The sequence below is a fragment of the Streptomyces daliensis genome (genome assembly GCF_054782395.1).
Map to the genome: position 1 here is coordinate 48774 of NZ_BAAGSO010000120.1, position 13195 is coordinate 61968.

Annotated in this window: 6 protein-coding genes; all 6 read right to left on the bottom strand. The window is 75.5% G+C overall.

Translation table 11 applies throughout. The features are described 5' to 3' along the window. Positions 1-88: 88 nt before the first annotated feature. Positions 89-301 (bottom strand): hypothetical protein, encoded by a 213-nt coding sequence (locus tag ACYVOO_RS34695; protein ID WP_461019700.1) that lies wholly within the window; start codon positions 299-301, stop codon positions 89-91. A gap of 138 nt (positions 302-439) precedes the next feature. Further along, complete coding sequence (locus tag ACYVOO_RS34700; protein ID WP_461019701.1) at positions 440-3649, bottom strand: SAV_2336 N-terminal domain-related protein; 3210 nt, start codon at positions 3647-3649, stop codon at positions 440-442. Positions 3650-3655: 6 nt separating this feature from the next. Further along, complete coding sequence (locus ACYVOO_RS34705; protein ID WP_453345451.1) at positions 3656-4690, bottom strand: AAA family ATPase; 1035 nt, start codon at positions 4688-4690, stop codon at positions 3656-3658. 39 nt (positions 4691-4729) lie between these two features. Beyond that, complete coding sequence (locus tag ACYVOO_RS34710; protein ID WP_461019702.1) at positions 4730-6883, bottom strand: VMAP-C domain-containing protein; 2154 nt, start codon at positions 6881-6883, stop codon at positions 4730-4732. 253 nt (positions 6884-7136) lie between these two features. Continuing rightward, a complete protein-coding gene (gene fxsT / locus ACYVOO_RS34715; protein WP_461019703.1) occupies positions 7137-11948 on the bottom strand; it encodes an FxSxx-COOH system tetratricopeptide repeat protein in 4812 nt (1603 codons plus the stop codon). Positions 11949-12051: 103 nt separating this feature from the next. Beyond that, positions 12052-13173 carry an AAA family ATPase gene (locus ACYVOO_RS34720; RefSeq protein WP_461019704.1) on the bottom strand — a complete coding sequence of 374 codons (1122 nt, stop codon included), beginning with the start codon at positions 13171-13173 and terminating at the stop codon, positions 12052-12054. Positions 13174-13195: the final 22 nt, after the last annotated feature.

Sequence of the window (13195 nt, forward strand, 5' to 3'; positions counted from 1 at the left end):
GCAGCAGTACGCACCGCTCCCCCTCCCAAGCCACAGATGTGGCCGAATACCGCCCCTGGAGGCTGTCCGGCGCCCCTGGGCGCCCCCGTCAGCCGCCGTGGAACGTGCCGTCGCTCCCGTCGCACCAGATCTCGGCGAGCTGCGCCGGGCGACGGAGCACGTGGGCGACCGCCTCGGTGAGAACCGGGTCGTCCATGGCACGCAGGGTGCGCAGGTCAACGCCTGAGAGATCGGGCAGCGCGGGTACCCCGGCGGTCTCCCGGACCCGCTCGGCGGTCGCGGTGTCGCTCTGCTGCACCACGCTCTTTCTCCTCCCTGACGCCCCGCGCCGGAGGCTTGTCACCGCGGATGAAGTTTCCTTCCCGACGCCCTGGATACGGAAACCCGTTCGGCCGCCGAGCCTCGGTGATTCGGCCGACGCGCCGCCTGTGCCGTCCCGTCACCCTCCCAGGGCTGCGATGCGCGCGTCCGTGGCGCGCACCTCGTCCTCGGGGACGCCGAGCCCGAGCCCGCGCAGGCGGCGCCATTCGGCTCTGGCCGCGCGGTAGTCGGCGAGGGCAGCGCCGGGGCGGCCCCTGGTCTCGTGGAAGGCGCCGCGTCCGAAGCGGGCCCTGGCGGTGACGTACGGGTCGGGCCCGGCGGCGCCGGTCCCGCCCTCCCAGGAACCGGAACCTGAGCCGGAACCGGCCTCGGCCCCGGACGCGGGCCCCGGTCCGTCCTCGGGTCCGTCCGCAGAGCGTGCCTCGGACAGCGCCCGGTTGAACGCCTCCTCGGCGCGCCCGTGCTGGGGGTCGCCCGGCGGGAAGTGGCGCCGGGCGAGGCCGAGCCGCAGCCAGGCGCGCGCTCGCGGCCCGGGGTCCGCCGCCTTGCGCGCGGCCTGCTCCAGCAGGTGGCAGCCTTCGTAGAGGTCGGGCAGGAAGCCCTCGCGGTCGAACTTGTCCACCAGGACGTCGCCCAGCAGGAGCTGGATACGGGCCAGGAGCGGGCCGCTCGCCGGGGCGCCGGTCAGCGCCTCGCGCAGCACGCCCTCGGCGCGTGCCGCGTCGGCCGCCTCCGTCAGCAGCATCTCGCCCCACTCGGTGAGCAGGGCGCAGCGCCGCACGCTGTCGCGCTCGGTGAGGGACTCGGCCCGCGCGTACGCCTCGTCCGCCTCCCGCCAGGCGCGGGCCTCGCGGTGCACGCGTGCCCGCTCCCGTACGCACTGGAGCCGCAGCGGCACGCTCTCCCCTGCCGCCGCCTCGGCGTCGTCGAGGATGGCCAGCACCTCGTCGGTTCCGGCGCCGGTCAGCCGCAGCGCGTCCGTCAGGTCCAGGAGCGCCGCGCAGCGCTCGCGTTCGTCGGCGCCCGTGGCGGCCAGCAGTCCGGCCGCGGCGCGGAGTTCGGCCGCCGCCTCGTCGGCGCGGTGGCCGTTGCCCGTGCCGGAGCGGGCGAGGGCGAGCAGGACGCGGCCCAGGCGCAGCCGTCTGGTCCGCTCGGTCTCGGCGGGCAGCGGCAGGCTGTCCCGGACGGTGTCCGGATCGCCGGGGCCCGAAGCGGCGGCCATCAGGGTGGAGCCGCCCATCGCGCGCAGGGTGCGTTCCGCTTCGAGGAGGTGGGCGGGGTCGCGCTCGGCCTCCCACAGGTCGTGCTGGACGGCGGCCAGTTCGAACCGGCTCGCCACGCTGTCCCCGCCGCCCCCGCTGTCCCCGCCGTCCCCGCTGAGCAGGGCCGCCGCGTCGTGGAGGAGCCCCCGGGCGCTTCCTGGGCTGCGGCGCGCCTCCCCGGTCTCGGCGAGGGCGTGCAGCACCTGCCCGAGGACGAGCCTGGCCCGTACGGGGTCCGCAGGGTCCACGGGGCCGGCGGTGCCGTCGTCCGGGGTGTCTTGGGCTGCGGCCGCCGCCCCGCCCTCGGCGGCGGCCAGCGCCGCCTCCGCGTACGCGCGTGCCTGGTGGAGCAGTTGGGGGTCGCCCTGTGACCACCACTGGCGCAGCAGCCGCTCCGCCTCGGCCAGACCGCCGGGCGCGGCCCGCTCAGGCCGGTACCAGCGCACGACGCGGGCCGGGATCTCCGCGAACAGTTCGTCCTCGGTCCCGTCGGCGGCCCGTCCTGGCTCGCGCCCGGCCGCGGCTCCTGCGACCGGCGGCAGCGGGTCGCCCGCGCGGCCCGAGAGGCGGGCGACGGCGAGCGCGGGGAAGTTGCGGGTGCCCCGGCCGAAGTGCCGGGCCACGTACTCCGAGAGGTACTTGAGCACCAGCACGGCGGCGCCCTGGTCCAGGGACTGGAGGAGGAGTTCCTGCACGCCCGGGACGAACGCGTAGCGCGGCCCGGCGGCGCCCTCGATGTCGGGCAGCCGCTCCAGCAGCCCGCTGAGCAGCACCTCGGCCAGTTCCATGGGCCCCGTGTCAGGCAGCATCGCCTCCTGGACGAGCTGGATGACGGGCAGCACCAGGGGCACCGCCGCGAGGTGCACTGCCAGATGAAGGGCGCCTGGCGAGGCGCTCGCACGGAAGGCGCCCAGCAGCTCGCGCGGGTCCCCGGGGACACCCGAGGCGTCGGGCGGAGGCGGCATGGCGCGGTGGCGGGGACGCACCCAGGCCGCCGCACCGCGCACGGTGCGCCGTCCGCTGCCGCCCAGCAGCTTCGCCCAGTTGCCGAGCGCCGCCGCGGTGGGCAGCAGCACGGGCACGGGCAGCGCGTCGTGCGCGGGCGGCGGGCCGTAGCCGTCGGGCTCGAAGGTGACCTTGCCGCCGTCGCCGCCGTCGCGCACCAGGAGGCCGGGTTCGGCCGGGAGCGCGGTGCGCGGCCACAGCCGGGGCGGCAGCGGCTGGACGACGGCCAGCGGGGAGCAGCCCGACCAGCGGTGCAGCAGCCGCTGGGCCGCGCCGTCCTGCCAGAGCGGGCCCACGCAGTCGCTGACGAGGAGGGTGAGGCGGCGGCCCGTGGTGTCGCGGTACCTGTCGGCGGGGCGCAGCCGCGCCGTGCCGCGTTCGGGTCCGGTGCCGATGAGCGGGGTGCCGTCGGCGGCGCGGTGCAGGTACAGCGCCTGTACGTCGCGGAAGGCGCCGAGCTGTTCGCAGGTCTGGCGCAGTGAGTCGAAGGTGAGCTGCCACACGGACGTGGTGGGCGAGGCGTCCATCAGCAGCAGCACCTCGGCCTCGCGCCGCACCACGGGGCCGAAGACGGGGTGCACGGAGGCGCCGCGCGCGCTCAGGTCAGCGGTCGCGTCCTCGTCGAGCGGGCCCGGCACGGGCGGGAGCGGCGGGCGGTAGCCGAGGAGGGGGCGCAGGGCGCGCTGGAGCCCGAGCAGGCCCGAGAGCGTCCCCGCGGCCGGTGCCCGGACGGGGAAGGCGCGCGGGGGCCCGCCGCCGTGCCTGCCGGGCGCGTACAGCGAGACGGGGGAGGCGCGTTCGTCCTGCGTGAGCGTGCGGTCCCCGCGCGCGGCGGCGTGCGGGGGCGCCTGCTCCCGGCTGCCCTGGCGGCGCGGCTCGCCCGTGGTGTACGGAAGCTCCGCGAGCACCGGCTCGGCCTCTTCGGGGGCCTCGCCGGTCCAGCGGGCGAGCCAGATCGCCTCGGCGACCTCCTCGGCCGTCGGGTCCCAGCCCGCTTCCCGCAGCCGGGTGATCAGCTCGGCGAGCCGGCCTGTGAGCCGCCTGTCAGGCGGCGTCGACATAGGCCATCACCTCGGGCGGTCCAGCGGACGCAGCAGCATCTCGGCGAGGCGGTTGCGGGTGACCCGCTCAGCCCCGGGAGCGCGCTGCGTCAGGAACAGGGCGTTGAGCAGTTGGTCGGTCGCTATCACCTGGCCCGGTTCGCGCTGGAGGAAGCGCTCCACGAACTCCTCGCCCTCCGCCAGCGCCTCCTCGCCCAGATGGGCTGTGACCATGGCGGCGAGCTGCTTCTCGCCGGGCGGCTTCAGCTCCAGTTGGATGCAGCGGCGCAGCAGGGCCGCCGGGAAGTCGCGCTCCCCGTTGGAGGTGAGGACGATGAAGGGGAACGTCGTGCAGCGCACCCTGCCGCCGGTGACGGGGACCTTCCTGCCGTCGTCCGTGAGCACCTCGGTGACCGGCTCGCGGTCGGCGCTGCGCTCCAGCTCCCTGATGGTGAACTCGCCCTCCTCCAGGACGTTCAGGAGGTCGTTGGGGAGGTCGATGTCGCTCTTGTCCAGCTCGTCCACGAGGAGGACACGGGGCAGCCCGTCCTCCTCCGCGGGCAGCAGTGCGGTGCCCAGGGGGCCCAGCCGGATGTACGAGCCGACGGGGGGCCGTTCGACGCGCTCCCCCTCGATGGCGCGGTCCAGCTGGACGTCCTGAAGCCTGCCGATGGCGTCGTAGTGGTAGAGGCCGTCCTGGAGGGTGGTGCGGCTGACGATGGGCCAGCGCAGCACGCGGCCGAGCCCCAGCTCGTAGGCGACGGCGTGGGCCAGCGTGGACTTGCCCGTTCCGGGGTTTCCCGTGACCAGGAGGGGGCGGCGGAGGTACAGGGCCGCGTTGACGGCCTCGACCTCCTCGGGGCGCGGGTGCAGGTTCTCGACCAGCGCTCTGCGCACGCCCAGGCGCCTGGCCGCGTCGCCGCCTTCGCCGTCCTCGGCGCCGGGCCCGCTCGTCTCGTCACCCGACGGGAGGGTGAAGTCCCGCCAGGGGGGCGGATCGGGTAACCGCCGCACGCCGTCGTGCGGGAGGCCCGCTCCCCGGTAGATGCGCCAATCGCTCACTGTGGACTCCTCATGGCTGTTGGACCGGCATCTTAGGTGTCATGACGGCCGTCCAGGGCGCAGCCGCGGCGCGCGCAGCGGTCCGTCGGGGAGCGGTGGCCCATGCGGCGGATCGTAGATGAGGACGATGTCCCGTGCCCAGGCCGAATCGGGGTCGGGTACGGCGGGATCGGCGTTGAGGTTGCGCAGGGTCCTGATGCGTTCGGGGAGCCGGTGCGCCGTGCCCGCCTCGGCGAGGAGCGCCGCGGCCCTGTCGTGGAACTCGGCGCAGTCGGTGTGCGTCTCGTCGCAGCGCCGCCACAGCGCCACGGCGTGTCCCGCGGTGAGCGCCGCGGTCATGGCCCCGGCGCCGCGCCCCCCTGACGTACGGGAGCAGTGGACGGGCACGGCGCCCGGCGGCACGGCGGACAGGCGGCCGTAGACCGCGCTGTCGCTCTCGGGAAGGGCCGCCTCGTGTCCGTCGCGCAGGACCTCGCCGCGCAGCGGCACGGTCTCCAGGGGCCCTTCGGCGGCGCCGTTCCAGCGGGAGCGCCACTCCGGGGTGAGGCCCTGGCGCCAGCGCAGCCCGTCGCGCAGGACGACGAGGCGGCGGCGGCCCAGGGGCAGGGTGTGCGGGTTGAAGGGCTCGCCGGGGTCGGGCGGGCGGGCCCGCCATTCGTCCAGGGGCTCGTCGAACAGCCCGCGCGGCACCATGAAGTCCACGGCGGCCAGGTGCTCGCCGACGTCCCCCTCGTCCAGCGCGGTGGCCAGCGCTGCGCGGATGTCGCGCTCCAGCTCCTCGCGGGGGACGCCGGTCTCGTTGTGGCGTACGGGGGTGATCTGGCCGTCCTCCTGGAGGAGCTTGACGCGCCAGGCGTGGGTTCCGTAGACGTCCGGATCGATCTCGATGAGGACGTCCGCGTGGGCCGCGCGTGCGGCGCGGGCTCCGTCGAGGATGCCGGGGACCTGGGCGCGTACGACCTCGTTCTGGAGCGTGACGGCGGTCCCCAGGACCCAGTCGCGCAGGGCCCCGTGCGCGGCGTGCGCGGCCTCCGGGGTGCCTTCGAGGGGCTCGGGCTCCACGAGGGCGGCGAGCGCCGTGGCTCCGGGGGCGCCGGGGAGGCCCGGGTTGTGGGGCGCTGAGCCAGCGCCCGAGGTGCCGGGGACGGTCGAGAGCGCCGCGCAGACCTTCGCCGCGTACAGGACGACGGCCTCCAGCTCCAGGTCCGAGGTGCCCTCGGGCCCGCCGTTCCCGGCCGACTGGCCGTCGTGCGGGGCGTAGAGCAGCCCGGCGCCCTCGCGCCAGCCGCGCGGGGCGTGGGTGTCCATCGCGTAGGAGGACTGGAGCACGAGGCGCCGCACGTCGTTGACCATCTCCAGCACCTGGCCCGCGCTGCCGGGTGGCGCGAGGGCGCCCAGCAGCCCGTAGAGCTGCGTGCGGCGGTCGGGCGTGAAGCCGTAGGGGCGCAGTTCGGCGGGGGCCTGTACCTGTGTACGGGGCCAGCTCGCGCCGAGGGCGAGATAGCGGCGCAGATGGTGCCGGTCGTGTGCGCGCAGCACCTCGTGCCAGAGGCGTGCAGCGCGCGGGCCCTCGTCGCACAGTGCCCTCAGCGAGGTGGCGGGGACGGCGAGCCCGGAGCCGCCCTGCGCCTTGGCCTGCCCCTTGCTGAGGCCGATGACCGCGCCGCGCGCGAGGTCCACGACGGGGCCGCCCGAGCAGCCTGGCGGCAGGAAGCCGCCGCGCAGCACGAGGGGGCCGCCGCTGCCGCCGCTGGCCATGCCGGTGCCGCCGAGATAGACCTGCCCGCCGCCGGGCGCTGACGTCCAGCCGTAGAGGCCGATCTCGGCGGGGGTGAGGGAGGAACGGTCGCTGAGCCAGAGGCAGTCGGGGTCCGTGGCGCCGGGGACGCGGATGAGCGCGACATCGGGCAGCGGCCAGTGCGCCGGCGGGCCCTCGGGATCGGCCGGTGCGGGCAGGCCGAAGGCCAGCTCGCCGGTGTGGGTCACGCCGTCCGCCGTGGTGACACCGATGACGCGCTCGCCCCTCCACACGGCACCCGCCCCCTTGGCCACGACATGCGCGCACGTCAGCACCCATTCGGGGGCGACGAAGAAACCACTGCCCCAGAACGCGGCGCTCCGTCCGTCATACCCGTCACCGGCCCTGCCGATGCGCACGACACCGCGCCGGACGAGCTCTTCGAGGGCGCTCACGTGACACGCGAGGCGCACGGCGGCACGGCGACCCGCGGGCGGTGCGGCGGATGTGTGCGTGCCCCGGCCCGTGCGCGGGCTCGACGTACTGAGCGGAGTGTGACCATGCGACCCACCATGCGACCCCCGATTCCCCCCGGACCTCCCCCGAGTGAGGCGTGTGGGAGTGAAGGCTAGTGCCCTGCTCCGACAGGCGGGAGGGGGCGGAAGCGGCGGTGACAGAGCTGTGGCCTTGGCTGCCGCCTTGGCGGGGTCACCAGAGGAAGGGTTCGAAGTTCCAGTACGGGCGCTCCCGTTGGCGCGCTGCGAGGGTGTCGGGGTGCTGTGCGCCCAGCGAGCGGCTCATGCGTCGGAGGGTGTCCTCCTCGGCCCTGGCCGCCTCCTCCGGTTCACGCAGCGCCCGCAGATCGGCGGCGAGGGCGATCCCGCAGGAGAGGGTCAGCGGGTGGTCGTCGCCGAGCGTCGTCTGTGCGCGGCGCAGGGTGTCGCGGGTCAGCTCGTACGCCTCCGTCGGCCGCCCGGTGCGGTCGCGTCCGCCCGCCGCGTTCAGGGCGCAGCCCAGCGTCCAAGGGTGGTCGTCGCCGAGCGGTGTCCGCAGCCCCGCGAGGGCCTGCTCGAACAGGTTCAGCGCCCCGGCCTCGTCGCCCAGGTCCCGGCGCACCAGGCCCTGGTTCGTGAGCATGGCCGTGACGACCGGGTGGGCCTGGCCGAGCAGTTCGCGGTAGCCGTCCCCCGCCTCCTTGACCAGATCGCGGGCCAGGGTGAGTTCACCGCGCTCGCGCAGGTGGTTGCCGTAGTCGGTCATCACGGCCAGCGTCGCGGCGGCGTGAGGGCCGTAGCGGCCCTGGTGCTCGGCGACCAGGGGGGCCAGTTGTGGGCCGAGGCCCCTGGGGCCCCCATCCGCTCCGGAGTGGCGGCGGCACCGGAGGAGCGTGTGCCGCGCGGAGAGGGTCATCGGGTGCTCAGGGCCTAGCGCGCTCTCGTGCAGTTGCAGGGCGATCTTCTGGCGCTCCTCCGCCTCGTGGGGGAAGCCCATGAGGAGCTGGTCCCGTGCGCAGGCGTGGGCGGATTCCAGGGTGGCGGGGTGGCGAGCGCCGAGGGTCTCCTGCCGGGTGTGGAGGGTCTCCATGTCGTTCCGGTAAGCCTCCTCGTAGTGGCCCAGCAGACGCAGGCCGCTGCCGAGCCCGTGCCTGGCCTCCATCGCGAACGGGTGCTCGGGGCGCAGCGTGCGGAGCGTCTCGCTCACCAGCTCGCTCTGTTCCGCGTGGGCCCGCGCGTACCTCCCCTGAAGGCGCAGGTCGGTGAGATGACGACTCTCCAGCGTCAGGCGTGCGAGGGGGTCGGCCCTGGCGCTTCCCTTCCGTCGCAGGGCGCCCGTGTCGAGGTCGTACGCCTCGCGGAAGCGGCCCAGGGCGCGCAGGAGGTCGCCCTGGACGACGGTCAGGTCAAGCATCGGGCGGGCGTCCTGGGCCATGGCCGTCGCCCACTCCTGGCGCACCCGCGCGGCCAGTTCGGCACCGTCCCGGAACGCGCCGCTGGAGGCGCAGTAGCGCAGACAGTTCAGGACCAGGCCGCGTGCGCGGGTGTCGGTGCCGCGCGTCGCTCCGGAGGGGCCGAGATGGGGCAGGAGCGCGGCGTAGCGGGGCCACTGCCGGGGGACTTCGGGCTCGCCCGGATCCGCTTCGGTGAGCGCGCGGAGCGCGACGGCACGGTACGCCGCGCGGTCCTCGTCGCCGGTCAGCCGTCCGATCATGCTGTGCACCACGGGGTGCATGCGGACGGCCTCCTGCTGCGCGTCCGGCCCGTCGGGGAAGCCGCCAGGTCGCTCCCTGGTCAGGACGGAGTAGCCGACGAGGGTGTCCAGCGCGCGCGCCCACCCCTGCGGCTCTGAGACGATCCAGCGCAGGCTCTCGGGCAGCTCGGCGGCCGGGAGTCCGGACACGAGGCCGATGGGGATACGGCCCGGCGCGAACGCGGCGCACAGCCGCAGGAGTGCGTAGGACGAGGGTGCGCTCGCCCGTAGCTGGTTGAGCACCAGCGACCATGCCGCGAGGGTGGCCTCGCTGCCCTCCAGGTCCGTCGTGCCGTCGCGCAGTCTGCGCAGATACTCGGCGGCGTCCATGCGGGACTCGGCCAGCACCGAGGCGGCCTGGGTCAGGGCGAGGGGCAGATCCCCCAGTTCGGCGGCGACCTCTTCCGCTTCGTCGGCGCTCAGGTGCGGGGCCCGGCGCAGCAGATAGCCGGTGGACTCGGCGCGGTCGAACCCGGGCATCTCGACGACCTCGGCCGAGGTCCGCCACGCGCGATTGCGTGAGGTGATCAGCACGTGGCCAGGACTGCCCTGCGGCAGCAGCCCGTCCGCGCCCTCCGGCTCCTCCCAGCCGTCGAGTACGAGCAGCCAGCGCCGGTAGGGCTCGCCCGTGCGCAGCGCCTCCCGTACCGCGCGGACGCGCTCGCCGATCTCGGGGCCCGTGTCCAGGTCCAGCGCCGCCGCCAGTTCCGCGAGGCGTTCTCGCAGGGTGGCGCGCCGGTCGGCGTCGATCCACCAGACGACGTCGTAGTCCGAGCCGTAGCGGTGCGCGTACTCGACGGCCACCTGCGTCTTGCCGATACCGGCCATCCCTACGAGGGCGCAGACGGAAGCTCCCGGCTCGGCGTCCATGAGGGTCCGCTGCACGCGGGCGAGCAGTTCGTCGCGCCCGGTGAAGCGGGGGTTGCGGCGCGGGACTCCGCCCCATACGGCGGGCGGGTCGTTCGGGTAGCGGGCGCCGACAAGCTCTCTCGGGTTCGGGTTTTCCCTAGGGGTCGCCTCCAGATCGAGCCGGGCCAGCAGCCTGCGTTCCGCCTCCGTCGCGTCCAGGCCCCGCAGGTCCACCGGTTCCAGCAGAGCGGCGGCGGTCGACAGGGGAAGGTCGGTGAGGGCGACGGCGGCGAACCGCCCGGCGTTTCTCGCCACCAGACCGCGCAGCGCCTCGTCCCACTCACCCTCGCGACGCGGACCGAGCTGGAAGAACCGCTCACTGAGGACGAGGAGCACAGGCCCGGAGGTGAGCAGCAGATCGCCGAGTGCCTCTGTCAGATCCTGTTCCCTGGGCGGGTCCCAGCGATGGAGGGATGTGCGCTGCCCGTGCGCTTCCAGCGTGCGGGCGATCCATGCCGCCCATGCGCGGTCGGGGCCGGGGAAGACGACCGTGATGAGCTGCTGCGACTGCACCGGTTCGGGTTCCGGCTCCGGTTCCGGTACGGGCTCCGGCTCGCGGTGCGGCGTCCGGCCGAGCAGTCTCCGCCTCGCCCGCTCCACGAGGCCGGGACGCGACGCTTCGGCGTCGGGCTCGAACTCGATCTCGAACTCGACCTCGGGCTCGGGCTCGGCGCCGGGCTCGATGCGGAACTCGGGCAAGGCCCCGGCCTCCCAGCCGGGCTCGATGCGGAACTCGGCTCCGGGCTCCGTCGGCACCTCCGTCGGAGTGGACGCGAGCGGGGCGCGGGGCGCGTAGCGGCGTACGACCTGGGCCGGGATCTCCGCGAAGGGCTCGGGCAACGCGGGGAACGCGTCGTTCTCGGCGCCCCCGGACAGCTCCGGCGCGCCCTCGCCTTCCGCGAGCCGGGCGAGGGCGAGCGCCGGGAAGTTGCGTGTGCCGCGGCCGAAGTGCTGCTCCACGTAGGCGGAGCAGAGGCGCAGCACCATCAGCGCGTCCCCCTTGGGCAGCACCCGCAGCAGCGCCTCACGCACACCGGGGGCGAACTCGTACCAGCCTTCGGACTCCCCCCGGCGCAGCAGTCCGCTCAGCACCACCTCGGCCAGGACGGAGGGGCCGCTGCGCGGCTGGGTCGCGCGCTGGACCATGCGCATCACCGGGAGGGTCAGCGGCACGGCCGAGAGCGCGACGGCCAGTTCGAGCGCGGGCCTGGAGGCCGTCTGCCGGAAGGTGCGCACGAGCCGCCCGGGGTCCGCCTCGCCCGGTGCGGGACGCGGCCCGGCCGAGGGGTGGTCGGCCTGTACCCAGCCCGCTGCGGCGGGCAGCGAGACCCCGGTGGTGCCCGACATCAGCCGCGCCCAGGTCTCCAGCGCGGCCGGGGTGGGGGCGAGTACGGGTACCGGGACACGGGCGTCCTGGCCGTACGCTCCGTCCCGGCCCCCACCCCCGCCCCCGTCCGACTGCCGGAACTCCAGCCTGCCGCCCAGCCCTTCGCGCCGCCGCAGCAGCCCGGCCGAGGCGGGCAGGTGGGTGCGCCCCCACATGCGCTGCGGAAGCGGCTGGACGACGGCGACGGGCGAGGTCCTGGACCAGCGGTGGAGCAGCCGCTGCATCCGTCCCGTACGCCACAGGGGCCCCGCACAGTCGCTGAGCACGAGGGTGAGCTGCCGCCCCGTGGGGTCGCGCAGCAGTTCCGGGGCGCGCGGCCGACGGCCGGGGTCCCAGTCGCGGCTCACGGTGGCCGCGCCGCTGTCGTCCATGTGCACGTAGTGCACCAGCACTTCGCGGAAGACGCCGGTCCCCTCGCAGAGTCTCCGCAGGTCGGTGAGGGTCGCCGTCCACACGGCCGTCGAGGTGGAGACGTCCATCAGCAGTTGCAGCCGCGCCTCGCGGCGTCCGCTGTCCTGGAGTACGGGCAGCAGCAGTCCGCTCACTGCCGCGCGCTCCGCCGTGGCCTGCTCGTCGAGCTGCTGGAGCGCCACGTGGACGGGCGGGCGGTAGCGGCGCAGCGGGCGCAGCGCGCGCTGCATCGGCAGGGGGTCGGGGAGCGCGGTGGCCCCGGGGGCCCGTACCGGGAAGGGTGCCCGCCCCCCGGCCGGGACGCCCTGTCCGGCGCCGGGGTGGTGCGCGGGGTGCAGCGGCAGCCGCTCGGGAAGGGGCGCCCCGGTGCCGGGCGGCGGGGGTTCGGGTGAGGCGCTGCGCGTGCCGGGCGGCGGCCCCGCCGGTACGTGCCCGCCTCGGTCCGCGCCCTCGCCGGCCACGCCGCCGCACCCCGTACCCACCCAGCGCGCCAGCCACAGCGACTCGGCCAGTTCGCGCGGCGTGGGGTCGCCGCCCGCGTCGCGCAGCCGTCCGACCAGCTCCATGAGCGGGTCGGACGGCCCCGAAGGCCGGTCCGGGGGCCGGTCCGAAGGCCCGTCCGGGGGCGGAGACGGAGGCGGGGACGGGGACGTCATCGGCGCGAGCCCGTCATCCGTGCGGGCCCGGCTCGGTCTGGTCCAGTGGCCGCATCAGCAGCTCGGCCAGCCGGTCCCGGTCGACGGCGCTGTCGAGACCCGCGTGCTGGGTCAGATAGATCGCGTTCAGCAACTGGTCAGCGGCGCGCAGGGAGCCGGGGCTGCTCTGGAGGAAGTGCCGGATGAGCGCGTCGTTGCGCTCGGGGTCCTCGTCCCCGAAGTGGGCGCGCACCATGGTGCCGAGGCGGTCGGCGCCGTGCGGGTCGTTGCGCGGCGAGGGCAGGTCCAGGTGGAGGCAGCGGCGCAGCAGCGGGGGCGGGAAGTCGCGCTCGCCGTTGCTGGTCATCACCACGAAGGGGAAGGCGCGGCAGCGCACCCTGCCCTCCACGAGCGGTGCCCGGCGGCCGTCGTCGGTGAGTACCTCGACCATCTCCCGCGTCCCGGACACCCGCTCCAGCTCGGGGACGGCGAATTCGCCCTCCTCCAGCGCGTTCAGCAGGTCGTTGGGGAGGTCGATGTCGCTCTTGTCCAGCTCGTCGACGAGGAGGACGCGCGGGCGCTCGTACGGCAGCAGCGCGGTGCCGAGCGGTCCGAGCCGCAGATAGCGGCCGATGTCCCCGGCCTGCGGTTCCGCCGTACCGGACGGCTCCCCCGGTTCGCCCGGCTCCCCCGACTCCCCTGGCTCGCCGAGCGGCCCCGCCCGCCGGGCCAGTTGCATGTCCTGGAGCCGGGCGATGGCGTCGTACGTGTAGAGCCCGTCGCGCAGCGTGGTCCGGCTGACGATGGGCCAGCGCAGCACCCGGCCGAGGCCCAGTTCGTGTGCGACGGCGTGGGCCAGCGTCGACTTGCCCGAGCCGGGGTCGCCGGTGACCAGCAGGGGCCGCCGGAGGTAGAGCGCGGCGTTGATCAGCTCCAGCTCCTGGGGGCGCCAGGCCAGTCCGCCGGGGCCCCGTGCGCCGTACGTGCCCCTGGTGCCGAGTCGGCGGAGGGACTCGGTGCCCAGGGGCGGTACGTCGCCGAGCGGCGGGCCGCCGTCGAAGTCGCGCCAGGGCGGCGGGGGCGGCAGCGCGTCGATGCCGTCGTGCGGCTCGCCGGTGCCCCGGTAGAGCAGCCAGTCGGGGTCGGCCGTGGTCACGGCGCCCTCCTCTGTCGTCTCG